General features: G+C 43.6%; 26 protein-coding genes. 6 read left to right on the top strand and 20 right to left on the bottom strand.

Annotated elements, in window-relative coordinates:
- Nucleotides 1-80 precede the first annotated feature (80 nt).
- From R7R78_RS15920 to R7R78_RS15855, 14 genes are all read right to left on the bottom strand, one after another.
- Nucleotides 81-719 (bottom strand): HrpE/YscL family type III secretion apparatus protein, encoded by a 639-nt coding sequence (locus R7R78_RS15920; RefSeq protein ID WP_005387146.1) that lies wholly within the window; start codon nt 717-719, stop codon nt 81-83.
- Entirely contained in the window at nt 698-1,363 is a 666-nt protein-coding gene (gene vscK / locus R7R78_RS15915) for a SctK family type III secretion system sorting platform protein VscK (RefSeq protein ID WP_137282060.1), read from the bottom strand. Before vscK ends, R7R78_RS15920 begins: the two co-directional genes overlap by 22 nt.
- Complete coding sequence (gene sctJ, locus R7R78_RS15910) at nt 1,356-2,102, bottom strand: type III secretion system inner membrane ring lipoprotein SctJ (RefSeq protein WP_086012989.1); 747 nt, start codon at nt 2,100-2,102, stop codon at nt 1,356-1,358. Before sctJ ends, vscK begins: the two co-directional genes overlap by 8 nt.
- Nucleotides 2,102-2,446: a type III secretion system inner rod subunit SctI gene (gene sctI, locus R7R78_RS15905; RefSeq protein ID WP_005387149.1), complete on the bottom strand. Its 345-nt coding sequence runs from the start codon at nt 2,444-2,446 to the stop codon at nt 2,102-2,104. The genes sctJ and sctI overlap by 1 nt, the downstream gene beginning before the upstream one ends.
- A gap of 8 nt (nt 2,447-2,454) precedes the next feature.
- Nucleotides 2,455-3,090, bottom strand: coding sequence for a YopR family T3SS polymerization control protein (locus R7R78_RS15900; protein WP_054575039.1), 636 nt, complete (start codon nt 3,088-3,090; stop codon nt 2,455-2,457).
- Nucleotides 3,087-3,446 carry a YscG family type III secretion system chaperone gene (locus R7R78_RS15895; RefSeq protein ID WP_017634556.1) on the bottom strand — a complete coding sequence of 120 codons (360 nt, stop codon included), beginning with the start codon at nt 3,444-3,446 and terminating at the stop codon, nt 3,087-3,089. The genes R7R78_RS15900 and R7R78_RS15895 overlap by 4 nt, the downstream gene beginning before the upstream one ends.
- A gap of 3 nt (nt 3,447-3,449) precedes the next feature.
- The gene (gene sctF, locus R7R78_RS15890) at nt 3,450-3,698 is read right to left on the bottom strand and encodes a type III secretion system needle filament subunit SctF (protein WP_005377199.1); all 249 of its coding nucleotides are present in this window, start codon (nt 3,696-3,698) and stop codon (nt 3,450-3,452) included.
- A gap of 18 nt (nt 3,699-3,716) precedes the next feature.
- On the bottom strand, nt 3,717-3,920 hold the full coding sequence (locus tag R7R78_RS15885; RefSeq protein WP_017821343.1) for an EscE/YscE/SsaE family type III secretion system needle protein co-chaperone: 204 nt from the start codon (nt 3,918-3,920) through the stop codon (nt 3,717-3,719).
- Nucleotides 3,907-5,208 (bottom strand): type III secretion system inner membrane ring subunit SctD, encoded by a 1,302-nt coding sequence (gene sctD, locus R7R78_RS15880; protein ID WP_005377197.1) that lies wholly within the window; start codon nt 5,206-5,208, stop codon nt 3,907-3,909. Before sctD ends, R7R78_RS15885 begins: the two co-directional genes overlap by 14 nt.
- 5 nt (nt 5,209-5,213) lie before the next feature.
- Nucleotides 5,214-7,088 carry a type III secretion system outer membrane ring subunit SctC gene (gene sctC / locus R7R78_RS15875; protein ID WP_212756262.1) on the bottom strand — a complete coding sequence of 625 codons (1,875 nt, stop codon included), beginning with the start codon at nt 7,086-7,088 and terminating at the stop codon, nt 5,214-5,216.
- Nucleotides 7,085-7,513 carry a YscB family type III secretion system chaperone gene (locus R7R78_RS15870; protein WP_005377195.1) on the bottom strand — a complete coding sequence of 143 codons (429 nt, stop codon included), beginning with the start codon at nt 7,511-7,513 and terminating at the stop codon, nt 7,085-7,087. The genes sctC and R7R78_RS15870 overlap by 4 nt, the downstream gene beginning before the upstream one ends.
- A 12-nt stretch (nt 7,514-7,525) precedes the next feature.
- Nucleotides 7,526-8,506, bottom strand: coding sequence for a T3SS regulon anti-activator ExsD domain-containing protein (locus R7R78_RS15865; protein WP_025768113.1), 981 nt, complete (start codon nt 8,504-8,506; stop codon nt 7,526-7,528).
- 148 nt (nt 8,507-8,654) lie between these two features.
- Nucleotides 8,655-9,515 (bottom strand): AraC family transcriptional regulator, encoded by an 861-nt coding sequence (locus tag R7R78_RS15860; RefSeq protein ID WP_005377191.1) that lies wholly within the window; start codon nt 9,513-9,515, stop codon nt 8,655-8,657.
- A gap of 609 nt (nt 9,516-10,124) precedes the next feature.
- Nucleotides 10,125-10,538 carry a YscW family type III secretion system pilotin gene (locus R7R78_RS15855; RefSeq protein WP_017821348.1) on the bottom strand — a complete coding sequence of 138 codons (414 nt, stop codon included), beginning with the start codon at nt 10,536-10,538 and terminating at the stop codon, nt 10,125-10,127.
- Nucleotides 10,539-10,926: 388 nt separating this feature from the next.
- On the opposite strand from R7R78_RS15855, the gene exsC reads away from it, so the two are divergent.
- Together exsC and exsE2 are read left to right on the top strand one after the other, a co-directional pair.
- Nucleotides 10,927-11,373 carry a type III secretion system regulatory chaperone ExsC gene (exsC, locus tag R7R78_RS15850; RefSeq protein ID WP_005377174.1) on the top strand — a complete coding sequence of 149 codons (447 nt, stop codon included), beginning with the start codon at nt 10,927-10,929 and terminating at the stop codon, nt 11,371-11,373.
- Between the two features lie 8 nt (nt 11,374-11,381).
- Nucleotides 11,382-11,687: a T3SS regulon translocated regulator ExsE2 gene (gene exsE2, locus R7R78_RS15845; protein ID WP_017821350.1), complete on the top strand. Its 306-nt coding sequence runs from the start codon at nt 11,382-11,384 to the stop codon at nt 11,685-11,687.
- A 126-nt stretch (nt 11,688-11,813) separates the two neighbouring features.
- Here the strand turns inward: exsE2 and R7R78_RS15840 are convergent, their stop codons facing one another.
- Entirely contained in the window at nt 11,814-13,334 is a 1,521-nt protein-coding gene (locus tag R7R78_RS15840; RefSeq protein WP_005377169.1) for an aldehyde dehydrogenase family protein, read from the bottom strand.
- A 239-nt stretch (nt 13,335-13,573) separates the two neighbouring features.
- On the opposite strand from R7R78_RS15840, the gene R7R78_RS15835 reads away from it, so the two are divergent.
- Nucleotides 13,574-15,340, top strand: coding sequence for a sigma-54-dependent Fis family transcriptional regulator (locus R7R78_RS15835; RefSeq protein WP_213895609.1), 1,767 nt, complete (start codon nt 13,574-13,576; stop codon nt 15,338-15,340).
- A 61-nt stretch (nt 15,341-15,401) separates the two neighbouring features.
- Here the strand turns inward: R7R78_RS15835 and R7R78_RS15830 are convergent, their stop codons facing one another.
- Nucleotides 15,402-15,539, bottom strand: coding sequence for a hypothetical protein (locus tag R7R78_RS15830; protein ID WP_005377165.1), 138 nt, complete (start codon nt 15,537-15,539; stop codon nt 15,402-15,404).
- 578 nt (nt 15,540-16,117) lie between these two features.
- On the opposite strand from R7R78_RS15830, the gene R7R78_RS15825 reads away from it, so the two are divergent.
- Nucleotides 16,118-16,321 (top strand): hypothetical protein, encoded by a 204-nt coding sequence (locus tag R7R78_RS15825; RefSeq protein WP_005377162.1) that lies wholly within the window; start codon nt 16,118-16,120, stop codon nt 16,319-16,321.
- A gap of 10 nt (nt 16,322-16,331) precedes the next feature.
- On the opposite strand, the gene R7R78_RS15820 is transcribed toward R7R78_RS15825, so the two are convergent.
- The 4 genes from R7R78_RS15820 to zwf form a co-directional block, all read right to left on the bottom strand.
- Nucleotides 16,332-16,859, bottom strand: coding sequence for a hypothetical protein (locus R7R78_RS15820; RefSeq protein WP_225474005.1), 528 nt, complete (start codon nt 16,857-16,859; stop codon nt 16,332-16,334).
- Nucleotides 16,860-17,077: 218 nt separating this feature from the next.
- Nucleotides 17,078-18,526 carry a decarboxylating NADP(+)-dependent phosphogluconate dehydrogenase gene (gene gnd, locus R7R78_RS15815; protein WP_005377160.1) on the bottom strand — a complete coding sequence of 483 codons (1,449 nt, stop codon included), beginning with the start codon at nt 18,524-18,526 and terminating at the stop codon, nt 17,078-17,080.
- A 38-nt stretch (nt 18,527-18,564) separates the two neighbouring features.
- Nucleotides 18,565-19,281, bottom strand: coding sequence for a 6-phosphogluconolactonase (gene pgl / locus R7R78_RS15810; protein ID WP_005387158.1), 717 nt, complete (start codon nt 19,279-19,281; stop codon nt 18,565-18,567).
- The gene (zwf, locus tag R7R78_RS15805) at nt 19,278-20,780 is read right to left on the bottom strand and encodes a glucose-6-phosphate dehydrogenase (RefSeq protein ID WP_017634563.1); all 1,503 of its coding nucleotides are present in this window, start codon (nt 20,778-20,780) and stop codon (nt 19,278-19,280) included. Before zwf ends, pgl begins: the two co-directional genes overlap by 4 nt.
- A 537-nt stretch (nt 20,781-21,317) precedes the next feature.
- On the opposite strand from zwf, the gene R7R78_RS15800 reads away from it, so the two are divergent.
- Nucleotides 21,318-22,283, top strand: a complete 966-nt coding sequence (locus R7R78_RS15800; RefSeq protein ID WP_033906176.1) for a helix-turn-helix domain-containing protein — start codon at nt 21,318-21,320, stop codon at nt 22,281-22,283.
- 99 nt (nt 22,284-22,382) lie between these two features.
- The gene (locus R7R78_RS15795; RefSeq protein ID WP_225474003.1) at nt 22,383-24,518 is read left to right on the top strand and encodes a TonB-dependent siderophore receptor; all 2,136 of its coding nucleotides are present in this window, start codon (nt 22,383-22,385) and stop codon (nt 24,516-24,518) included.
- Nucleotides 24,519-24,564: the final 46 nt, after the last annotated feature.

Genomic DNA, 24,564 nt, shown 5'->3' with positions numbered 1-24,564 from the left:
AATATTTTAGAAATGGTCGGATTTTTTTTGTTTAAAGGCATTAAAATGAAAAAACTCAGCAAGTGCTGAGTTTTTAAGGTTTATTCATGAATCGTAATTTTACGCTCGCTGAGCTGCTTCACCATAGCTTGCTTTAACGCATGCAGCTGTCCATCAATACTGGCGTCGATGATCCCAACTTCTGTTTCCAAAATGCAGCCTCCATTTTTCAAGCGCGCATCTGCTACCACGTCAACGTAACCGACTTCAGGGAAATCACTTAATACTCCAGCCACCTTTTCTCTCACCTCAACAACCTGCTCTGGGTGGACATGTAAAATGACCTGCTTTTGGTTACTCACCAGTTGCAACGCTTCTCGAACTACACTCACCGTGGTATCGACATCATCGAAGGTATCGATGATCTTGCGTACTGCTTCTAACACCACACCTGTCATTTTTTCTTCGACTTGCTGATAGTAGTCATTACAACGTGCTAAGGTTTCAACCATCGTTTGCGCATTTTCAATCTTGGCTTGTGCAAGGCCATCTTGATAACCACGTTGTTTTTCGGTTTCGTAGGCTTGCTGGGCATTAGCAATGATGCTTTCAGCTTTGGAGTTCGCGGCTTCAACTAAGTGTTGCGAATCCAGATAACTGGCATAATCTTTCGCTTTCAGCACCTTTAAGCCAGGTGCCAGCTGCAAATTGTCTGTTTTTATTTCAACAAATGAAACCATTGAGGAATAACCTGTTTTGCGATTTTTTTTGTGAGTCGATACGCCAGATCTCGTTGATCCGCTTCCAACCAGTTAGCTGTTTCCGCGTTTTCGCTAAGTTGCTTTTCTAATTTGAATTGCCAACGAAGAACAACATCTTCCGGTGAGTTAATCAAAATAAACCTCATCCAAAAATATCCCAGCGCCCTCATGCTTGCTTCAACAGACCTTTCATCCAGTAGTTCTGGTAACGAACGCTGCCAGCCTTGCGGCCAGCTGGATAACAGCATAGGCCCGTTTTGAATTAAGAACCGAGCGCCTTCCAAACCAAATACGTTGTTCAGAACCTGTTTAGGATGTTTTAAAACAACGCCTCGCATTGCCACACAATGTAAAGCTCCGCCCACCATCAATACGAGTTGGTTCAACGCATCCGCTGGGAGCAACGCCAAGCTATGGCAAGGTTTGTTAAAAGCCGTCTCAGGAACGGGAGATAACGCCCACTCATTTATGCACCATTGGTTAAACATGGGGTTATCTCTCCAGCCTTCGATATTTAGTAACCAAGGCTGCTTTTGCTCTATCCAACTTCTATGGATGTACTGGCAAGGCGCATAGTTAAACTGGTGTTGTACCTGCGCGAGTGGTGTTTCTGGTTTAACCACGCTTCGTGTTCCTACGACACCATGTAAAAGTAGCGATATTCGAGCCGATGAGTGCCGCTACCAAGAACACCAAAATGGCGATAAGATTATTCGCCGTCTCTTTGGTGACCTGAACCGACAAAATGCTTTTAAATTGATTGTTTTGAGTAGCAACTCGAACCTCTGATGAGGGTACCATCACTACGCTGATTCGATCGTAGTTCAGCCCCTCAATGCTATTGTTCACTAATAATTTGATCTGCGGAACATATGAATCAAGCGCAATATCTGCTGCGTGTTTAATAAATACGGAGGCAGAAGCTGGAGTTGGGCGCTCTCCTGGACGCAGATCTTGATCTTCCAAAACAACATGAACACGTGCCACTAGCACGCCATCAATCTGAGATAAGGTTGAGGAGAGCTCCTGAGATTTTGCGTATACCAAACGTGCTCGTTCTGCTAATGGTGACGAGATCAAATCGTCTTTGGGAAACACTTCTTTCAGTGTGGAAAACTGCTCTCTTGGATAACCTTTTCGCTTTAGCGCGTCTACCGCGAAGGCGATTTGAGAACTGTCTACCATTAACTTGACGGTGTTGTCTTTGTCAGGCTCTTTTGTTGCAACGACACCTTCGGATAGTAAGATCGACAACATCTCATTACCCTCTTTCTGAGTAACGTTGGTGTATAACTCGGTCTGACAACCTACCAGAAACAACGTGAGCATGATGAAAACTGCTCTCATTTTATTCATCATCACTATTGTGCCTTCAATAAGGTTTCTACGTTTTGTGTGGTTTTACCCACGGTTTTCGCGATCAGCTCTTCTTGAAAAGTAATGCGTGTCAGCGCCCACTGCATTTGCAGTAATTGCGCCGGATCATCACCCACCATCTTCATGTTGTCTTGCAGGTTACTTTTCGCGTTATCGATAGTGTTTTTCAACTCGCTGATGTTTTCTAGCAAACCTCCCTCCAGGCCATTACTTGCCTCGGGAACCGACATGGCTTGCTCAAAACGTTCGCTTAAACCGTCTTCGACTTGCGCATCCTGTAACTTATCAATGTTGGTTTGCATCACCTCGGTGTACTGCGTGTTTATCATATGTACTCCTAAGATAAATCTAACTTGTGACTGTGAGTCATGATGTTTTTCACCATCGCATTTTTTTGGATCATGAAGCTAAGTTCATCACGAACCATGTCCAGTGTTGATGCCATATCAGGTAACGACTTCAACTCTGCCCAGCAATGCCATAAGGCTTGTTCTTTCTGGGCACCCAGTGGAAAATGCTGCGCTAGCATTGCTTTTAGTGCTGTTTTATCAGCAGGTGGTTCGGCAATAAGCTGTCCCGAAAAACTCCCTAGTAACTCCTGCTTCAACACCTTTAACAAATCAGATTGTGGCTGTTCGTTGCCTTTTGCACTCTTCGCCTCATGAAAGGCGTACCACATTGCCTCTCGTTTAACTTGAGGGTCGGAAAACGCTTCATTTAACGACGATAAGACACTTTGTTTACTGACAACCTCTGCGTCTTTTAATGATTCATACCACGCTTTGATCTCTGCCAGTTTCGCTTCTGTTTTCTCTAGCGTCTCTTTTGGAGAAACATGTGAAACTTGCTCTTGCTTGTCACTTCGCTCCATGAGTGCTTTCATCTTGTCTTCATCGCTCCGCTCATAATGGCGCGACTCCGACTGGCGCAAAGATTGGTGTTGAAGACCTAGGTTACTCGAATCAATGATCATCCAAGATTCCTAATCTCCTGAGAAAAGCTCGCAGCAAATGCTTGGCTTTCTTCGCTTCCTTGTGACGCAAGTTCTACCCAGCTTTCCGCTTTGCTCAGTAAACCGGCTTTGGCAGAAGCAAGAGCCGCTAAGCTGATCAGATCTGGATAGGCGTTACAAAGTGGTTCGAGTAATTGATGAGCCTCTTCATACAAGCCTTTATTCATGAGGCTCATTGCACGAATCATCGCAACGGTCTCTTCAGAACCTGAGCTTGCTTCAAGGCCGTCTGCAATCGTGTTGGCTTCTTGATGACGATGCATACCTGTTGCCATCAGCGCGATTTCAGCCAGCAGTTGGCGCGTTTCTCGTTCCATGCTTTACACCTTCTGGAGAATCGACTGCATCACATCTTTAATCGCACGAGTGGTGGTCGCATTGATATTGTAAACAACAGACCATTTGTTGATCGCGTGCTGAAGCTCGGCAAGCTTTGATGGATCATCGGCATTGGTTTCTAGGTTCTTGATGGCTGCCGTCACTTCTGTGTTAGCATCTTTCGCTTGTTGTTCTAACTTAGCTTTAACATCATCAAGGTTTACACTGTTACTAGCATCGTAAAATGACATAAGACTTCCTCGTATTTTTTAGTTAGCTTCGTATGATTCAACGACCGCATAGGCGGCTGTGTAAGCTTCATACTGTTTGAGTAGCAATTGGTACTGCTGTGGTGAGCACCCTAAATCCAACTGACGTTTCACCACCGCTTGTGCTTCTAAGAGCTTGCTCTTAATCTTGTGCACTTCCGCACCGTTTGTGTCGTTATTTAAAATTTGTTCAAGATTTGTCATTGTTCGTCTCGCCTTCATATCCGAGTTCTATTGTTATCACCCGCCCGCCTTTAACCAACTCAATACCAGCAGGTGTAACACTGGATATTCGGTAGCCCTGAGGCGTTCTTGCACCGACCATATAGCGAACGTTATCGGTCAGAATCACATATGGAACCTGGCCAAAGTTAACGCTACGAAACGGGAAATCGATGTTGGTGCCTTTACTCACCTTAGGTATGGATTTCAAAACTAAGTACGGTTTCTCACCATATTGTTCCCGGAAGTCTCGGGTCACACCGTAAAATCGAGTCGTTTCGATATCATCAAGCTCACCACGAACTTCGATGCGATCACCGCTGGTGACCAACTGGACTTTCTTCAGTAGCTCCGCATCCGTTAATAACGCTTTTAGCGTATCCATGTAGGCACCCGCTCGCTGCAGTTCAACCTTCCACGCAATAAGACCCGGCACGTCTCGCTCCAAGATTTGTTCAACTTGGTTCCAGCGGCTTGCATCATCGATATAGCCCGTCAGCAGCAGTGTGCCGGTCTCATCGCCATTTTCGACTTTCACTTGGTGATAGCCGAGGTTGCGCAAAATAAATCGAACCCCGCGACGGATTTCTTCCATCGTTCTTAAGTCACTTTTGTAATTGATGCCCAATACATCAATTCGACCAAGCAAATCGAGTTTCTGTGTTCGGTCTTCAACATAGCCCTCTAAGACTGCTTGGCGTGCGGCGGCATTCCATTCCACGCGAACGTCGCTAAGTTTGAGCTCGCCTAAGATGTTACGTACCAAAACAATGGGTTCTGCTTCTGTAACAATTTCATTGTTGTTTCCGTTAGCTTGGCTGTACCACATACCGGCAAAAATGACACTCGGGACAAAACTACAAAGCAAAGCGATGAGCGTTGTTTTTTTCCAGCTAGAGCGTTGCACAGCAACCACAGGTGTATTCTGTTGGCTAGATTCGTCGCTGACGTTACTCACAATTAACGCATCTTCCGCGTATCCCAGAGCGAACTTCACAACGCCGACCGAGACAACAGCATGGCGTGACAACTCGATACCATCGCCTGCAACAGCGATGTCTTCACTGTTAATATTTGCCTCTTCGCAGCCTCGTAAAATGACCGAGTCTTGCTGGCAAACGAGGGTGAAATGGTTCGCTTCGACCCCAGCATCAGACAGTACAAGATCAGCAATAAAGTCGTCACTGCCAAGCACGAGAGCACCTTCAGGTAAGGTGACTTCTACTCCGGTATGCACGCCTGATAAAATACGAATTTTCCATTGCTGCATCGCGGTTAAGACTCCTCTGAAGGGCGCGCACACTCACTTTGTGAGTCATCACATTCCAATACTTTCACCCGCCAACCCTTTTGTCCTGTTGGTAATTGGCACTGCGTTAATTGAGACGACTTTTGCTGTGACAATAAGTCTTGTTGATAGCGCTCGGCTTGAACCCTCGATGTGCAGCTATATACTTCCACTACCGATTTAAATTCAGCGCTATTGTTGGAGATGTTGTTAAGCTTGCCGATACTTGGTCGCAAGTCATATTCGTTGCCAATCAACACACTATCGCCAATACCATCCACAACAATTCGAGGTTCTAAAATAAACATTCGTACTGTGCGGCGCTTAGTGTTGGTATTACTTCTAAACAGCGCGCCTAAATATGGGATGTCTCCTAGCAATGGCACTTTACGTAACTGATGGCTCACTTCATCTCGGTACACACCACCGATAAGTAAGCTTTGCCCTTGTTTAACCGTCGCTAAGGTGCTGATTTCAGTTTTACGAACGGAAGGAAGATCATCGACGCCACCATCAGCGATCTTTGCACCGTCTTCAAGATGAAGGCTCAGGTTAATTTCAGGTCGTGCAGCAAATCTATCACCAACGATACGTGGGACAATTCTCAGTAACGTGCCATACGTGACCTCTTCCAGCGCTGCGGTTTCTTTACCAACCAGCTTGACGTAAAACGTGCTGCTGTTGTTCAGTACCGCTTCGACATTTTCCTGAGTTAACAATGTTGGTCTTGAAACCACTTGAGCACTGCCTTTGGATTCCAATAAACGAATTTGAGCCAGCAAGTAATTGAGGTTGGTTGAATCAAGCAAGGACTTAAAGTTCTGTCCACTGCCGAGCGTCACATCCCCCGAATTCACATCACCGGTTGTTTTGATATCGACAATGCGGTTGTTTCCGACAGACACTCCCGCTCGCCAATCCACGCCTAACTGACTTAAATCGTTGGCACTGATATCGACAATCGATAGCGCGACTTCAATTCTTGATTGCGGCTGGTCTAATTGCGCGACCAGTTTACGATAGAGCGGTAATCGTGCTTGAGTATCACGAACGATAATCGCATTAAGGCCCGGCTCTGCTTCAACTGTTGCGCCACCATGAACTGAGGCGGTTTTATTACTTTTTACAGGCTTATCTGAACTGGTAACTTCTTTGCTAGACGCACTCGTCACTTGAGTTTGAACACCAGACACGACCCGTTTTAACACCGATGCGATGCCAGGGACCGTAATTGTCTGATCTCGATATGCAATTTCTCTATCCGTTGCAGAAGCGTACTTCAAAGGAATTATCTCAACGAATAATTCGTCGGTTGAATTCGATTTCTGCAGCAAGCGCGTTTCCAATGCCTCCGCCGTTTGTACCACTAAGTCGACATAACGTGGAGGACCCGCAAGATAGACTAACCCTTTGCTCTCAGCCGCTCTCCAACCATAACGAGAATCCCAAACGCCGGTGGAAATTAACGTACTGCGTAGCTCTCTAGCCGTAAGTAATTCCAATTGAAGTAAACGTGAGCGAGTTTCTGTCGCCTTATAGACATGTAAGACGGCACCATCGAAATACCACATCAAGTTGTACACTTGCGATAAGTAATCGAGGAATTCCGCCGGATCTTCAGGGGTAAAACGCCCATTCACTCGATCGTTGACTTTGTCACTAACAGAAACCGAGACACGATAATTTGCACCGAAGTTATTCAACAACTCTTTTAATGAGTCGTTATCTGCATAGTAGCGGAACGGTTGTTCGGGCCAGTGTAAGTCTGTTGCTTGCGCATATCCCAAAGGAACAACACTCACTGCGCATAACAATGCCTTTGTTGCAGCACGTCTAATGTTGGGAAAGATTTTTAGCATCATGGTAACCACACTGTATGGTTGATTGTGTGGTTCACACGTTCTTGTTCCAATAATGCAATGTAACGCTCACAGAGATTGACGTGCTTAGAAAGCAAAGCAGAGAACCGTTCCACCGAACAGTCCTCAACCCGTACTTTACTTTGCAAAATCAATTGCTGATCATCATTGGTTGTCAGTACGCCGCCATCCTCACGAATGGTTTTTAATGAGAGCTGCATGCAACGTTGTAACGCTTGTTCTTGTTGATAATCTAGATGCTCTTTAAACTGGAAGGGTAACGTCGCTTCCCATAAAATCCATGACGCATGTTGCTTGATGGTCAGTGATAACTGGTCAACCTCGATGTTGTAAGAACCATTTTCTGAGGCAATAAAATCCCCTACCTTTAGCGCTTCCGCTAAAGATTTCATCATCTTATCTAACATTTAACGCCCTATTTAGATCTGGCTGAGGTGATTGCAAGCCTGGCCGCACTGACCACTTTGAGTATCAAAATAGTAGTGATCGATATCACCAACAGTTTGCATGTTCTTGAACCATTGCCATACTTTCGCAACCGCATTTTGGTCGTTGTAAACCACATCGCATGCATCCCAAACTTCGTTCAGCTCGGGGGCCTCAAGTCGCACTTCCGAACACCAATTTTTCCACTCAGAAATAAATTGTTCGGTTGTAGAGGTGTACTCCGCGAACCCTTTCAGCTCGTCTAAAGACGGTTGCCACTTCTCAATTAACGAACGATGACATTCAATCACTTGCAACTGTTGTTCGCTTAACGTCCCAAGTTGCTTTTTAAGTTGATGCTGCTGGCTCTTAATGAGATCGAGTTGCTGTTGAACAAAGACGGCACTGGTGTCTTCCCCTGATAGCTTCGACCAATATTCCTTCTGAATATCGAGTTGATTGATAAGTTGTTCAACTTTAATCGAAGCATGAAGAGCACTTTGATCGACTTGTCGGTTAATCCACTCGTTGAGTGATAAATGGAAACAAAGCATCAACGTTTTTGGGACAGCCAAATTAAAGCGAAAGCCCAGACGAGAGTTGATGTAGTCCAGCCTTTGTTCGAACGTTGTGATTGTGCTGCTATCACTGAGCTGCGATCCAATTTCCAAAAATAAACGCATGGCAAACCGGTCTATCGAAGCACCAAGTTTTTGATACGTTTTTACTAACTGGCTAGCGCACAGGCTATCGACGACATTTCTATCCAACAAGCGTTGAAGTAAAGATAACTGCTCATAATTTATGACGCCTTCACTCAACAATTGTCGGTGATTGACGTGCACAACATTGAGATCCTGCGTAGGTTTCGAGGCGCTTTCATAACGAGCTCCTCTTTGTAAAACAGTCACTTTCCGCTGTGTCACTATGCTGTCTGGAAAAAGCGAACGGCGTCGCCAATGCTGCTTTTTCATTTATGTTCGTCTCCGCACCCCTTTCGAACAATCCAGAAAGAAAGAGATGTAATAATTTTTAATCGTTCGTTGTTACACGATACATAATAGAATTTACACTGGTGAGTGACTTTCAAAATTAGTCAGAAAATTTTAGTCCCAAGTCATTTCATTTCGCGATAGCCACTTGATCGTCTCCCGAACGTACGCGGCTTGGGGTCGTTCCAAAACGACGACGGTAACTCTGCGTAAAGTAAGACTGGCTGGAAAACCCTGCCTCCATCGCCACATCTACAATGCTCATCTTGCTCGTCAACAGCAGTTTATGAGCATGCAGTAGTCGACGCTCACTGATCCAAGCTCTTGGAGAAATGCCATAGTGCTCATTAAAAAGCTCTTTAAAAGTGGTTAAGCTGGCACCAAACTCCTGCGCGTAGTCTGTCAACTTCCATTCTTTTAAGTAATGCTGTTCCATAAATCGACGTAACCGTTCCGACGTACGGTTTGTTTGTTGTGACAGCAACGCATACAGTGATTCTCCTCCTTTGCTGTGTAGCAAGAGAATGAGTAGTTCTTCGTATTTTAGGCACATAATGGCATCAGGGTACGCTTGTTGCTCAAGCGTCTGCATGCTGGAAAGCACTTGTTCAACGAGTATGTTCAAACCAAAAGTAAACAAACCAGAACAAACTTTGTCTACCTTAGGCAGCATCATCAAGAGATCACTGTGTTTTTGCAGCAACTGACTAACGAGTTCATTGTCGTAGGCAATAATCGACGCTTTGTATGCCCCATCTAGCGGAGAGTACTCTAACAAGTAATCTCCTTGGGATAGAAATACCCCATTTTCTGCAGCAACATCGATTGTGCAATCACCTGTTTGAACTCGAAGCTGACCATTGTGAACGACAACAATGTGAGACTGGTCTGAGTGAAATACTTCGTCAGATTTTTCATAGCAGGAAAAACTACGAATTTTTCGTGAACTCGAGTCGACCCTTTCTGAGTTTAGTTGGCCTGACACATCCATTTTCTACCCTTCATTATTTTGAGTTTCTCAGTGCAAATGTTGAGAAACTTTCAAAGCACTACTTTGATTGTTGTTATTTCTAAGTACTGCTGTATGAATTAAAGAAGCAAAGAAAAGAGCATAGAAGTTCTATCACTTACCATACCCCCCGAATAATTAGCGAATAACCCAAGCATTACCTTTACCTAAAGGTAAAAGTTTGACTTAGTAAATTTCTGCTGTCCGTCTTTATTATTTTTATCAGATAGCGTTTATCATTAGCCAAAACTTAAATATCATTTCGTTATTTAAGTTTGGTTGTTTTGTTATACATTAGAATACAATTAAATAGATTTCGGCATCGTTTCGAGAACAAAATTAAATTTCCAAAATCATAAAAATGTATGTTTTATAGCCTAAAACGCCAAGCCAACGTGTTCAAGGAGCGAGATATAATCATAAAAAATACTGTTTTTGCAACAAGTATGAGTCTAAAAAACAACTGACCCGATGACTTCAAAGTCATGTAATTAATGTTTATAAAAGACAACAAATCTTTCACAAAAGGAAAGATATAGTCTTTATTTTTATAAATTAGAAAATTCTAATAAAAATGTAGTACTTAAAATTTTATCTGTTTATTTTTGGAACAAGAATCAAGTTTTCTTGTTTATTTCCCTCTAAAAATAAATAGTTCTTTTCTTTTTCCGCAACGAGCTCACCGTTTGAATAAAGCTTTCCAATAATCTTCATTTTTCCTTCACCAGCTTGAATTGGTGCAATTAAAAACGAATACTGCACAGGCAACTGAACGCCTTGGTAGCTCTGAGATGCCGATTTAAAACATTGATTATCAATAATTTTACATATTTCCACTTCAAGAGAAGTAATCGAAGGTGGAAAGTAGCCGTCGACAGAAACCCAACCATAGACTGATGCCTGACTCTGTGTATCAAAGCCATCCACCCCATTAACGGACACAGTCTGACTGCACCCACTCAGTATGAATAACCCAATAAAACCAGCCCATATAGAATTGTTCATTATGACCCCATAAACTTATTTTATATAATCTAGCTCATTTGAAATTCACACAATTCTTTATGTAAAAATATAAAAGATCAACTTATATTTATACTACAAGCGGACAATAAATCGCATTTTTCAACAACACGTAGTTAACATGGACTGTAATTTCAAAAGCAGTTTCTGCTCACTTTCATTCCTTCCTTAATTGAAGTTTATTAGAGAAAAATGATATTCATATATCTCATTGCCATTGAGATATGCATCTGAACACATTTACTTTTGCCTTTCTATTTCTCTCAACACATTTAAAAGCCAAAATATAATAACAACCGACTAATATTGATAAACATGAAGAGATACATCTAATATTTTCCTTGATAAAATTTCAAAAGGGACTATTCCTATGTCAGCACGCCAAACTATCGATGAGATTTTGCTAAAGTTTGCTCATCAAATAGGCTTGCCTGCACTGCATCTAACGGAAAATGAAGTAAGCTTAGCCTTTGATGATAATCTAAGGGTGCATATCATCTTTCATCCTGAATCGACAACTCTGCAGCTCGAAGCTGAGATTGTTGGCCTTCAAATTGTAAATTCCGATCTTTATCGTTCTTTTTTGGCCTTTAATTATCACTGGCCTGAGCACCAGTTATTTTTTAGTTTAGATAACCACCGACACGTCCTATGTTTAAACCGACTCATTAACATTAGGCGACTGGATTACGAATATTTTGAAACAGCTTTAGCAGAATTGCTGACGCACAGCGAGTCGTGGGAAGCGTTATTGTCTTCTCATGTAACTATTGATGAGGCACCACCGATGCCACAAACTTTAGACTTGAGAGTTTAGGTGTCTTTATGTCCAATGACATCCAATCCACATACACCAATTCATCGGTTCATGACGTTCAACAAGCGCAGCAAAGTGATGCAGTGCCGCAAGGAACGTTTCATGGCCGTAAAGTCACCCTACTCTCCTCATCAGAAAGCAGTCTGATGCGAACAAGCTCTAAAAGAGAGCTTGGTGAATGTTTAAATCAATTTGCCAGTCTCGAATCTTGCAATCGCGTTTTGGACTTTGATCCGCAACTCAACATTGACAAGCAAAACGCCGCCGTAGAAAAGCTTATGGAACGAAAAGTGGCGATAATTCAACGTTCCTGATATCACAATATAAGCAGGTTAAACATCTAAGTTAACCTTCAGCCGACAAGCTCACGCTAATAAAAAACCCCGAAGATTCGGGGTTTTGATTCATACTGCTTTTTCTTTATTAATTACTTAGTTTCACTAGAAGAAGCCTAACGGGTCGATGCTGTAGCTAATCAGCAAGTTCTTCGTGTTCTGGTAGTGATCCAGCATCATCTTGTGCGTTTCGCGCCCGATACCCGATTTTTTGTAACCACCGAACGCTGCGTGTGCAGGGTAAGCGTGGTAACAGTTAATCCAGATCCGGCCAGCTTCAATATTACGGCCCATACGATATGCAACGTTCGCATCACGTGTCCAAACACCTGCGCCTAAGCCATATTCAGTGTCGTTTGCGATTTCCAACGCTTCAGCCTCATCTTTGAATTTGGTGATAGCGATCACTGGGCCAAAGATTTCTTCTTGGAAGATTCGCATCTTGTTGTGGCCTTCCAACATGGTTGGCTGAATGTAGTACCCCTGGTTGATAGACTCTGGCTGTTCTGACACTCCACCACCAAAGACCACTTTTGCGCCTTCTTCACGGCCGATTTCCAGGTAACTTAAAATCTTATCAAACTGTTCTTGAGAAGCCTGAGCACCAACTTGAGTATCGGTATCGAGCGGATTACCTTGTTTAATCAGCTGTGCACGTTCCGTCAGTTTCTCTACAAACTTGTCATAAATCGCTTCATGAACCAGTACGCGAGATGGACAAGTACAAACTTCACCTTGGTTGAAGAAACCAAGTAACGTACCTTCGATACACTTATCAAGATACTCATCTTCGTAATCGAAGATATCTGAGAAGTAGATGTTTGGAGATTTACCACCTAACTCAACTGTCGATGGGATCAAGTTGTCTGCTGCACATTTCAGAATGTGGTTGCCAACTTGCGTAGACCCGGTAAACGCGAGTTTCGCAATGCGGTTGCTGGTTGCTAATGCTTGACCCGCTTCAGAACCATATCCGTTTACAACGTTGATGACACCAGGAGGAAGAAGGTCACCGATTTTTTCCATCAGAACCAGAATGGATGTTGGGGTTTGCTCTGCTGGCTTCAATACCACACAGCAACCCGCCGCTAGTGCCGGTGCTAGTTTCCAAGCCGCCATCAACATTGGGAAGTTCCACGGAATAATTTGACCAACCACACCAATCGGTTCTGGGAAGTGGTAGCTTGCGGTGTGCTCATCCAGTTCTGCCGCACTGCCTTCTTGTGCGCGAATACAGCCAGCGAAGTAACGGAAGTGATCCACTACTAAAGGTAAATCTGCCGCCAAGGTTTCGCGAACTGGTTTGCCGTTTTCCCAAGTTTCTGCAACAGCAAGCTCTTCTAGATGCTGCTCAATACGGTCAGCAATTTTCAGCAAGATGTTCGAACGTTCTGTCACGCTGGTTTTGGCCCATTTTGCTCTGATGTTGTGCGCGGCATCCAGTGCTAAATTAATATCTTCCTCGCCAGAGCGAGCAACTTTACAATACGCTTGTCCGTTGATTGGTGAGATATTGTCAAAGTACTCACCACCCGTTGGTTTTACCCATTCCCCACCGATAAAGTTATCGTAATGCGATTTAAAGTTAACAATGGCATTTTCACTACCTGGCTGTGCATAGATCATAACTCTTCCTTTTGTTTCTCGTTCAATGTGTTATTGCAGTGTCGTATCGCACTGTTCACAAAGAGCATTACGCAAGTCACACGCCAACTACGCCATACTTGTTGTTAATTAAATGTAAAACTATGATTACCAAGCGATAACAAACCAAGTGAGCGATGTTTGAGCGGATGTATGGTGTGAACACCAATGTTCAAGTGTTCCAAAATGGCACACCCTCACTGTGACAAAATGGTACAGTCATGGAACTTCAACATATTAGCGATAACAATTGGCTTTCAACTTCATGGGTCAGAAGTGAACAAGCGGGTTTAAAACAGCGTCGACGCCCTGAAGATATTCGAGTAACGCCAGCGACGCTCCAAGATAGGCGTCACCAACTCAATTTTTTGCTAGAGGCAGTCACTCAATTTGCGCTCCCTTTGTTTAATCAGCTATTTGCTCATAGCGACAGTCGCTTAATTTTGACGGATTCAGATGGTGTCATCATCGGCAGTTGGGGACAGCCTAGATTTCGTGAAAAGTTAACGGAAATCTCGCTAAGCTCTGGTGCATGCTGGCAAGAAAAGGTCAAAGGCACCAACGCGATTGGTACAGCCTTGGTTGAAGCAAAGCCCGTTTCTGTTATTGGTGATCAGCACTTTATCCAACACCATCGTTTTATTAGCTGTTCGGCTAATCCTATTTTCGATCATCTTGGTAACCTCATTGGCGTATTAGATATTACGAGCGAGCAAAAGAGACATGACTTCTCAACGCAAGTACTAGTACAAAACATGGTCCAGCAAGTGGAGAATCAACTACTTAACTTGATTCCACAAGGGCATATTCGTGTGGATTTAGCGTGCGAAAAAGGTTTACTGAATAGTGGTTGGCAAGGAATTATCATTGCAAATGAAGACGGACAAGTTTTGGCTCACAATCAAGTAGCCTCTCAACTTTTTGCGCAAAAAAGTATCATTGGGCAATCCTTAGACGACATTCTATCCACTCGGGGAAATGAGCACCCTTTCGTTTTCAAAACAAAACCGCTTACCGATAAAGATAGCAAGGTCAAGTCTCGTGCTGTAGCGGCGTCCAATGATCTTCATTATGGCGACTCCGCTGTTGAGCACTGTTGGCAGCAAGCTAATCGCGTCATCGATAAAGACATCAGTTTGTTGATTCTCGGAGAGACTGGTGTTGGCAAAAACGAGTTTGTAAAAGCACTCCATAAAAACAGCCAGAGAAAAACGGGACCGTTAGTTTCCGTCAACTGCGGAGCGCTACCAAAAGATCTGGTTGAATCTGAATTATTTGGCTACGTAGCCGGTGCCTTTACTGGCGCAAACAGCAAAGGCTATCAGGGAAAAATTCGCCAAGCACACAAAGGGATTTTGTTTCTAGATGAAATCGCGGATTTACCCTTGGAAGCTCAAAGCCGATTGCTCCATGTATTGCAAGATAAAACCGTGCTTCCCGTGGGTTCCAACCAAAGCATTCAAGTCGATACGCAAATCATTGCAGCCACGCATAAAGATCTGGAACATTTGGTCAGCGAAGGATTGTTCCGCCAAGATTTGTATTATCGCCTTAATGGCTTGATCATTGAGCTACCTCGCTTTGAGGAGCGTGAAGATAAACGACAACTGATTGAGAACATTCATCGGCGTCACGCCGAATCTGAACAACAGCTTTGCCCTCACCTACTTTCTCTGATGCTGTCTTACTCATGGCCAGGAAATTTGCGTGAACTCGATAGTTTAATCAAAGTATCCGCCTTAATGGCGCAAGGTGAAGAAATATTGGAACTCACACACGTCCCAGCCCACCTAAGTAAGAAACTCAGCCAAGCTCAAGAAGGGGCAGCATCCGCTGAACCAACTTCAGAACTGCGTGCAGCCGTCGAAGATAAGTTGCTCAAAACATATCAAGCCAATCAGGGGAACATTAGCAAAACGTCTCGTATGCTTGGTGTGAGCCGAAATACCATTTACAGAAAGTTGAAAAGCCTTGGCATATTAAGTTAATTCTACGACCTCAGATACAAAAAGAGCACCGTTGCGGTGCTCTTTCTCTTTGAAACCTAGCTTACAGGCCGCCTTGTTGTTGCGCCTGTTTTACTAATGCCTGACGTTGAGTTTCCTTCTCAGAGATCACTTGATTGTCCTTGTGCATTTCCTGTTCCAATTCTGCTGGAATGAAAACAAAGTACTTGTTAAGAGTCATCTTAGAACCTCAATTTGCTGTGTTAATTACCTTCTTGGTCGACGTAAACAAAACCAGAAAAACATGTTTTACTGGATCCTTGTTGCTAGTTTCAAAAAATAAAGGATGTTCATATAATAAACATCCTCCATGTGGGCGATAATTATAGGCGTAGTTTAAAGGCTTACCTAGCACTCTTTTTCACCTTTTGTGCAATCTGAGTTTCGATCGAAAAACGGATTTAGTTGCCCGTAATTACTAAGGTATTGTTAAAAAGAGAAAAAAGCTTTTACTGTAACTGACGACAGGGATGAGCTTACGAGTGTAGGTTCACTTGCAATTGTGTATCGTAGAGTTCGAATACGATAATAATAACGCTACATGCCCTTAATCTGCGTAGTTAAAAACTTTGAAGTGATAGACAACCGAAGTCATATCTATGCAACTCAGTTTAACGATTTGTCTACCAGTTCAATATTTCACCTTTTTTGAGAAATCTTTAGCCACTTTTTTGTGTGAAACGCCCCAAAAGAGCAGACAATTAAAAGTGTGGCATATGACCACAATTGTCTATTCCCACTTAGCTTCGGGAGGCGTTTATGAAAAGTAACAAACTTGGCCATGTGATGTCTTTCAGCAGGATGTTTTCCTTCATTGCATTCTTGACGGCCACATTCGCATGGATTCTCAGCATGTACGCCCTATTTACTGTTTCTTTAGTGGCTCTTGTGGTCAGTGCAATTCTCTACCTAAAAGACAGGTTTTATCAAAACAAGAAAACGACCACTGAAAAGAGCGCCTAGGCGCTCTTTTCTATTGGATGTCATTTCCGTGTGACTTGATATAGTTATCAACCCGTTCGAGTTCGTGAAAATAACCATACATACCAATACGATTAATTTCTGGTTCTATACAGTATTTTTCTTCTTTTACCATAGCTTCTACAAACACTCCGCTTGATGCAATTGTGAAAGGTGGACACGCTGAGTAACCATTACTTTCTGCAATATATTTCAATCGCCCAAATTCAAAAATTTGACCTGGAATAGCAACGATAAGGGACAAGACAATTGTTATAGTTATCACTTTAATCGGCACTTTGACTAACTGAGTCATTCGATCAAATAAAATATAGACCAATAATGTAGGGCATAAGAGTAAGCTTGCGATACTTAAAACATATGACGCATCAATGTAGAGCACTTGAAAACCACTACTGAGCTGAAGCGGTAGAGATTCGAAAACGAAATGATGATAAAGGCGATAGATAGAGTAAGTAATCAGTAATATGAACATAAGCAACACGAAAGCTGTGTGAAATGGATGCTTCTGTTGTGTCATTTCTATTACCTTATAGTTGAGGAGACGGCAGAGAGCGGCTTAGCTTCACTCTTCGAAGAGAAATATTAAACTGCTAGCAAATGCATGCTCTCCCATTTCTGAGAAGTGCGTGACGAATCAACGTTTAATGTAACTTTTAAATCTACCAATATCTTACAGACACAAAAAAGGATGCCACTTGGGCACCCTTTTGCTTTGATCAGCTTACTGACCGCGGATTAAACGTCGTAAGTTGTAGACGCTGTGTCGCCGCCTGTACCAGTCCAGTTAGTGTGGAAGAATTCACCACGTGGACGGTCAATACGCTCATAAGTGTGAGCACCGAAGTAGTCACGTTGAGCTTGAAGCAGGTTCGCTGGTAGACGAGCTGTTGTGTAACCGTCTAGGAAAGATAGCGCAGAAATCGTACATGGCATTGGGATACCAGATTCTAGAGATTTCGCTGCTACTTTACGCCATGCTGCTAGGCTGCCTTGTAGGATGTTTTTGAAGTACTCATCAGAACCTAGGAATGCGATGTCTGGGTTCGCTTCGTACGCATCACGGATGTTGCCTAGGAACGCAGAGCGGATGATACAACCACCACGCCACATTAGGGCTACGTTACCGTAGTTTAGGTCCCAACCGTTCTCGTTCGATGCTTCGCGCATTAGCATGAAGCCTTGAGCGTAAGAGATGATCTTAGAAGCTAGTAGCGCTTGACGTAGTGCATCAACCCACTCTTGCTTGTCGCCTTCAACAGGAGTGATTGTCTTACCGAATAGAGATTCAGCTTCAACACGTTGGTCTTTCAGTGCAGATAGACAACGAGAGAATACAGACTCAGAGATAAGTGTTAGTGGAATACCTAGGTCTAGTGCGTTAATACCAGTCCATTTACCAGTACCTTTTTGGCCTGCTGTGTCTAGGATCTTCTCAACGAGAGGCTCACCGTCTTCATCTTTGTAGCCAAGGATGTCAGCCGTGATTTCAACAAGGTAGCTGTCTAGTTCAGTCTTGTTCCAATCAGCGAATACTGCTTGCATCTCGTCAGCAGACATACCAAGACCGTCTTTCATGAACTGGTAAGCTTCTGTGATAAGCTGCATGTCACCGTATTCGATACCGTTGTGTACCATCTTAACGAAGTGACCAGCACCGTCGTTACCAACCCAGTCACAACATGGCTCACCAGCGTCAGTTTTCGCAGCGATACCTTGGAAGATAGGCTTAACCGCTTCCCATGCTTCAGCAGCACCGCCAGGCATGATAGATGGACCGAAGCGCGCACCTTCTTCACCACCAGATACACCAGTACCGATGAAGTGGATACCTTTTTCACGTAGTGCAGCAACACGACGGTTTGTATCTGGGTAGTTAGTGTTACCACCGTCAATAATGATGTCGCCTTTGTCTAGCAGAGGTACTAGCGCTTCGATGAACTTGTCTACAACGTCACCAGCGCGAACCATCAACATTACTTTACGCGGCGTTTCTAGCTTCTCTACTAGTTCTTCTAGAGAGTATGCACCGATGATGTTCGTGCCTTTTGCTGGACCTTCCAGGAACTCGTCTACTTTAGCAGCAGTACGGTTGTGAGCAACCACTTTAAAGCCGTGATCGTTCATGTTTAGGATAAGGTTTTGACCCATTACTGCTAGGCCAATTACACCGATATCACCTTTCATTGTTTCTCTCCAATTTTATTTCATCGACGAGCAGCGTCTTAAGCAATTTTTGCTGCCGCGTCTAAATCTAAATACCATTCCGTTAGGCCCGATTTCGCTTGAATCTTAGCCGCTGGGTATGGCAGTGCGTGTGCTGGTGAACTGTTAATTTCTTCAACAATGTCCGCTTTTCCTGCACCAAGCACTAAGTAACTAATGCGTTTCGCTGCTTCTAATACGCGTGCGGTTTTCGACACACGAAGTTGGCCCGATTCAGGATGCGACGCCACAAGAGATAGGTTCGCATCATCATAATTCGTTTGGCCAGGGAACAGAGAAGCTGTATGACCATCTGCACCAACGCCTAATAAGATCCAGTCAAACACAGGTGTGCCGTTTTCATTCGGGATTACCTCTGCCATCTCTTTTGCAAAGCGCTCGGCTTCTGCTTTAGGCTCATCTTCGCCACGGATGCGGTGAATGTTTTCTGCAGGAATATTTACTTGGCTAAACAACAACGTGTTCGCTTCACCGTAGTTGCTTTCTGCATCGTCAGGGGCAACACAACGTTCGTCACCCCACCAAAAGTGGAGGTTTTCCCATTGAATGGAGGTTGCGTAAGCCTCTGAAGCCAGTAGTTTAAACAGCATTTTAGGAGTGCTGCCGCCAGAAAGAGAGATGTGAACAGGTCTGCCCATTTCGCTAAACGCTTTCATATCGTTAGCTAGGCTTTCAACTACCTGTTCTGCTGTTTGGTAGATCTTATGGTTGATCATAGTTCACAGTAATCCGTATCTGTTAAGTTTTTACATGGGAAACGCCAAGCGCGGCCATCACGCTGTAACAAGTCATCTGACTCTTTAGGTCCCCAAGTGCCGCATGCGTACCCGAAGAGGGATTGTGGATCTTGCTTAAAATCTAAGATTGGCTGTACGTATTGCCAGCACGCTTCCACCGCATCACTACGTGCAAATAGCGTAGCATCACCATTCAAAGCATCAAGTAGAAGACGCTCGTATGCCGTTAGCATTTGCGTTTCTTGCAGGTCAGCGTAATGGAAGTTCATTTTCACTTCCTTCGCTTCAAAGCCTGCGCCTGGCTCTTTCAAGCCAAAGCTCATTTGAATGCCTTCGTCTGGTTGAATACGAATGATCAGCTTGTTTTCTGGTGCGTTTTGACCAAACACAGGATGCGGTGTTTGTTTAAAGTGGATAACCACCTCAGTAACGCGTGTTGGAAGACGCTTACCAGTACGCACGTAAAATGGCACGCCATTCCAACGCCAGTTGTTGATGTACGCTTTCAAACCGATGTAAGTCTCTGTACGAGAATCGTCTGCAACTCCCGGCTCTTCACGGTAGCCGCGTAGGCTTTGCCCACGAACTTCAGACGCCGTGTATTGGCCTAATACTAGGTCATTGCGCAGAGCGTTTTCGTCTAATGGCTTTAGGCATTGAAGCACTTTTACCACTTCATCACGCATCGAGTCTGCATTGATTTGCGCTGGTGGTTCCATACCTACCATTGCTAATACTTGTAGCAAGTGGTTTTGGAACATGTCGCGCACAGCGCCAGAGTTGTCGTAGTAACCACCACGCTCCTCTACGCCAAGGAATTCTGCGCCTGTGATTTCAACGTAATCAATGAAGTTACGGTTCCAAAGCGGCTCAAACATCGCATTAGAGAAACGAAGCACAAGTAGGTTTTGTACCGTTTCTTTACCTAAGTAATGGTCAATTCGGTAGATTTGATGCTCTTGGAAGTGCTCGTGAATTTCTTTGTCCAGAATACGCGCCGATTCAAGATCATAGCCGAATGGTTTCTCAATGATCAGGCGTTTCCAGCCATCCTCTTCACTGTTAAGACCATGTGCTGCAAGACTTGCAGGGATCACACTGTATAAACTTGGTGGGGTTGCTAAGTAAAAAAGCGTATTGCGTTGCTCGAATTGATATTCGTCCGCAAGTTGGTCTAAGCGAGAAGATAGCTTACCGTAATCTTGTGTGTCAGAAGTATTAATTGCTTGGTAGTGCAGATGGTTAATAAATGCATCAAGCGTTTCTGGCTCAGTCTTTTCCATTTCCTGAAGCGATTTTTTCAGCTTCGCGCGGTAAGACTCATCACTGTATTCAGTGCGACTTACCCCCAGAATGGCAAAATTCTCTGGAAGCTGCTTGTTCGCGTAGAGGTGGTATAAAGCAGGAATGAGCTTACGGTACGTAAGGTCACCTGAAGCACCAAAAATAACGATGCTGCTGTTTTCTGGTATTACCATCATCTTTCCCTTAAAAACGAGGTACTTATTGTGTGCCCGGATACGGCTAGAGAATGAGCCAACCCTATCAATGGCACCTCAAAATAGAAAATTGGTCTTACCTATTACGTTGATAGGTAAAGTCTATGGGCCCAAAGAACCTCAAGAAGTTGCATTTCCGATTCTTGGAAACACGACGTATTGAGGTCATTTAAGTCACTTATGTCTCAAAAGTACACACTGTACTCGCTGGAGGAGAGTCCGACACGGGGCAATATTGTCTACGACTATTTGATTTACATCAACACTTGCCAGTGCAAACGTTTAAATAAGTTGCACAAAACGTCATAAGCGATTGTATTTTATTGATAAAAAAAGTTTCATTTGAACGCTCCAAAATTTAAGCAAAAACTCTAATATGGGCAATAATTACTCATCCTTGCAATCCATTACAGTTTTATCGTGATCTGTGTTACTTACTTTTTATTTCATCATGCTATTGATAATGATACTCAATTAAAGATAATGAAATCACTATTAATGTGAAAGTAGAACGCCATGAAATCAAGCGCCATTAACCCACATCCCATAAACCGAATACAATCGGTGCTTGACTACATTCACACCAACTTAGACAGCACTCTGAGCGTAGATGAAATATCGAAAGCAAGTTGTTGGTCTCGCTGGCAACTGCAACGCGTATTTCAACAACACACTGGCGTATCCGTCGCTCACTACATCAGAGAGCTTAAACTTAGCCTTGCGGCTGAGCGCTTAATCCATACTTCTGACCGCTCGTTAGATATAGCGATAGAAATGGGATTTACATCTGAACACGCATTTAGCCGTGCGTTCAGGAATATGTTTTCAAAAAGCCCCCGCGAATATCGAAAAACGCAACAACTCTCCGGGTTGAGGCAACCTTTGACGCTGCGTAAGACACCAGAAGAAGAGAAAAAACATCAGCGCTTTATTGAAGTTCGAATAGAAACAAAACCGGCTTTTGAACTTGCTGGTTATCATGAACCTATTCACGGATTGTTTTCCGCTACGCCCGATTTCCAATCCAAAGTACCGTCACTTTGGTCACGTCTTTATTCATCTGAAAACCTTAACAATTCGGAAAGTAGTTACTTTGGCGTGATTGATGTGACTCAAGCGTATTCAAACAACCAACAACTTGAGTATTGGGCAGGTTATGAGTGCAGTCCAACAGCAAACGCACCAAGATCAACGAACTCTTCCAACTCGGGGTTAGACCTCTTGGCTGTTCCTGAGCAAACCTACGCCGTCATTACACACATAGGCAAAGCATCAGAGCTCGCCTCAACGCTAGAATGGTTTATTTTACATTGGCTACCCTACTCTAATTATCATGCTATCGATGGTTATGAGTTAGAGCTTTATCCAGAAGGTTATGATGTTGATAGCGAACAAGCACAAATGCAGTATTGGATTCCTGTCGAGCCAAACGACGCGCTATCTTTAAAACCTAAGAACAGAAGAATAAGTTCCAAAGATTAGTGTTTTGCACCAAATTGTTAACTTTTCCTATTTCTTTGAATATAGAATACAAATAACAATCATTATCAATAAATAGAAAAAGTAGTGGAATTTATAAATATGGAAAGTCCGATTCGATTTCATCGTTCAGCGGTTGCTATCGTCGTATCCGCATTGCTCGCTGGCCACGCCAATGCGACTGAGAGCATATCCCAACACGAAACGATTACGGTGCTAGGAGAAACATACCGAAACACCGCAACTAAAACCGTTTTAGAACCGGAGGAAACACCGCAAGCGATCACGGTAATCACTAAAGATGACATGGACCTACGCGGCGTAAACTCGGTGAGCGAAGCATTGCGTTATGCGCCTGGCGTAAATACAGAATTGCGTGGTGGTGCCGTTTCCCGACTTGACCTATTCAATATTCGTGGTTTTATTAACTACACCAACTTTTATGATGGTCTTCCTTTGCTGTACAACGGTTGGAACCTTCAACCGCAGGTCGATTCCGTTGCTCTTGAGCAAATCGAGGTTTTTAAAGGGCCAACGTCTGTTCTTTACGGCAATATTCCACCAGGAGGTATGGTCAACATTATCGCCAAGGCGCCTCAGTCAACACCCTCGCACTCTGTCTCGATTAGTACAGGGACTAACAGCCTAAAGGAACTGACGTTCGACACCACAGGACAAATTGGTGATTCTAATGTTGATTACCGTATCGTCGGCCTGGCAAAACAGCGAGATGGTCAAGCCGATACGTCTGAAGATGAACGTTATGTACTCGCCCCATCTTTCAATTGGCAAGCGACAGAAAGCACATTAGTGAACGTGAATGTTTACTATCAAAATGATCCATCAGCAGGTATCTACACGACTGTGCCTGCGTCTGGCTCAGTGATTAAAAACCCACTTGGCTCGATGTCACCAAGCACTTATTTGGGGGATGAGGACTGGAACACTTACGAACGCGAAGTTCTGATGATGGGTTACAAAGTCCAACACGACTTTAACAACAATTGGCAATTTCTACAGAATGCCCGCTACATGACCGCCGATGCCTATCAGGAAAACACATATAACGGTGCACTTCAAGCAGATAACCGTACCGTTGGTCGAAATGCCTATTTAACCGATGAAAAGTCCAAATCCTTTGTGATTGACAACCAACTATCTGGCTACGTTAAAACAGGAAATTTTGAACATAACTTATTGTTCGGGCTTGATTATCAGTATCTAGACTCAGATGTAAAATACAAAGACACGCTTGGGTATTCGCTAACTCAGGACATTTTTAATCCTGACCACAACAGCATTGATCGTAATGCACTGAATTTCCAATACAAACAAAACTTGGATATCAAAACGAAGCAGATTGGCGTTTATTTCCAAGATCAAGTTCGTTACGACCAACTTGTAATGATTGCAGGTCTTCGTTGGGATAAATACGATTCAAATACAGACGCCGTTAGCGATTATCTAGGAGCAGTATCCAACAGCAAGGAAGAGTTAGACGATACCAACGTATCTTTCCGAGTCGGTGGTTTGTATGAGCTAGACTTTGGTCTCTCGCCATACCTTACTTACTCGGAAAGTTTTGAGCCAATTGCGGGTGCCGACTCTTCTGGTAAAGCATTTGAGCCATCAACCGGTCATCAATGGGAGTTAGGCTTTAAATACGCCCCATTATCTGGTGATATCTCAGGTAACTTAGCACTCTTCCATATTACGAAGAAAAACGCGATCTTGACCGATCCGAATAATCCTTATGCACCGAACTATCAAGCGGGAGAAGTGGTATCACAAGGTATTGAACTTGAGGCAAAATGGCAAGTTACAGCACAAGCTGATTTCACTCTAGGCTATACATATACCGATATGGAGATTACCGAGGACAGTTATTACAACCAAGAAGGTAAAACGCCGGTTTGGGTACCTGAGCAAACGGCTTCTCTATGGGCAAATTACTTCTTTGAAGGAAATCTTTCAGGCCTTCGTACCAGTGCTGGCGTTCGCTATGTCGGGGAAGCACAAATTGATGCACAGAATAGTCAAAAAGTACCGGACTACACCTTGTTTGATTTAGCAGCAAGTTACGATTTCTCAACGGTATCTGAATCAATGAAAGGGGCTAGCGTCACGCTTTCTGCAAGCAATCTATTCGATAAAGAATACTATTCTTGTTACGACAAAAATAACTGTTGGTTTGGCGCTGAGCGCTCTATCGAAGCGAAGTTAGAATACAACTTCTAACCTCTTAGAGCGGAACAGCAGTAATTTGTAAAGCGATGGTTTCTAC

The sequence above is a fragment of the Vibrio sp. 2134-1 genome (assembly GCF_033339495.1).
The sequence above is the reverse complement of the archived record's forward strand: the minus strand, read 5'-3'. Positions and strand labels throughout refer to the sequence as shown.

What these genes read in the sequence shown, in the direction of transcription:
- R7R78_RS15920 (WP_005387146.1), bottom strand. Translation starts at nt 719, where the DNA reads ATGGTTTCATTTGTTGAAATAAAAACAGACAATTTGCAGCTGGCACCT.
- sctI (WP_005387149.1), bottom strand. Translation starts at nt 2,446, where the DNA reads ATGATAAACACGCAGTACACCGAGGTGATGCAAACCAACATTGATAAG.
- R7R78_RS15900 (WP_054575039.1), bottom strand. Translation starts at nt 3,090, where the DNA reads ATGATCATTGATTCGAGTAACCTAGGTCTTCAACACCAATCTTTGCGC.
- R7R78_RS15895 (WP_017634556.1), bottom strand. Translation starts at nt 3,446, where the DNA reads ATGGAACGAGAAACGCGCCAACTGCTGGCTGAAATCGCGCTGATGGCA.
- sctF (WP_005377199.1), bottom strand. Translation starts at nt 3,698, where the DNA reads ATGTCATTTTACGATGCTAGTAACAGTGTAAACCTTGATGATGTTAAA.
- R7R78_RS15885 (WP_017821343.1), bottom strand. Translation starts at nt 3,920, where the DNA reads ATGACAAATCTTGAACAAATTTTAAATAACGACACAAACGGTGCGGAA.
- sctD (WP_005377197.1), bottom strand. Translation starts at nt 5,208, where the DNA reads ATGCAGCAATGGAAAATTCGTATTTTATCAGGCGTGCATACCGGAGTA.
- sctC (WP_212756262.1), bottom strand. Translation starts at nt 7,088, where the DNA reads ATGATGCTAAAAATCTTTCCCAACATTAGACGTGCTGCAACAAAGGCA.
- R7R78_RS15870 (WP_005377195.1), bottom strand. Translation starts at nt 7,513, where the DNA reads ATGTTAGATAAGATGATGAAATCTTTAGCGGAAGCGCTAAAGGTAGGG.
- R7R78_RS15865 (WP_025768113.1), bottom strand. Translation starts at nt 8,506, where the DNA reads ATGAAAAAGCAGCATTGGCGACGCCGTTCGCTTTTTCCAGACAGCATA.
- R7R78_RS15860 (WP_005377191.1), bottom strand. Translation starts at nt 9,515, where the DNA reads ATGGATGTGTCAGGCCAACTAAACTCAGAAAGGGTCGACTCGAGTTCA.
- R7R78_RS15855 (WP_017821348.1), bottom strand. Translation starts at nt 10,538, where the DNA reads ATGAACAATTCTATATGGGCTGGTTTTATTGGGTTATTCATACTGAGT.
- exsC (WP_005377174.1), top strand. Translation starts at nt 10,927, where the DNA reads ATGTCAGCACGCCAAACTATCGATGAGATTTTGCTAAAGTTTGCTCAT.
- exsE2 (WP_017821350.1), top strand. Translation starts at nt 11,382, where the DNA reads ATGTCCAATGACATCCAATCCACATACACCAATTCATCGGTTCATGAC.
- R7R78_RS15840 (WP_005377169.1), bottom strand. Translation starts at nt 13,334, where the DNA reads ATGATCTATGCACAGCCAGGTAGTGAAAATGCCATTGTTAACTTTAAA.
- R7R78_RS15835 (WP_213895609.1), top strand. Translation starts at nt 13,574, where the DNA reads ATGGAACTTCAACATATTAGCGATAACAATTGGCTTTCAACTTCATGG.
- R7R78_RS15830 (WP_005377165.1), bottom strand. Translation starts at nt 15,539, where the DNA reads ATGACTCTTAACAAGTACTTTGTTTTCATTCCAGCAGAATTGGAACAG.
- R7R78_RS15825 (WP_005377162.1), top strand. Translation starts at nt 16,118, where the DNA reads ATGAAAAGTAACAAACTTGGCCATGTGATGTCTTTCAGCAGGATGTTT.
- R7R78_RS15820 (WP_225474005.1), bottom strand. Translation starts at nt 16,859, where the DNA reads ATGACACAACAGAAGCATCCATTTCACACAGCTTTCGTGTTGCTTATG.
- gnd (WP_005377160.1), bottom strand. Translation starts at nt 18,526, where the DNA reads ATGAAAGGTGATATCGGTGTAATTGGCCTAGCAGTAATGGGTCAAAAC.
- pgl (WP_005387158.1), bottom strand. Translation starts at nt 19,281, where the DNA reads ATGATCAACCATAAGATCTACCAAACAGCAGAACAGGTAGTTGAAAGC.
- zwf (WP_017634563.1), bottom strand. Translation starts at nt 20,780, where the DNA reads ATGGTAATACCAGAAAACAGCAGCATCGTTATTTTTGGTGCTTCAGGT.
- R7R78_RS15800 (WP_033906176.1), top strand. Translation starts at nt 21,318, where the DNA reads ATGAAATCAAGCGCCATTAACCCACATCCCATAAACCGAATACAATCG.
- R7R78_RS15795 (WP_225474003.1), top strand. Translation starts at nt 22,383, where the DNA reads ATGGAAAGTCCGATTCGATTTCATCGTTCAGCGGTTGCTATCGTCGTA.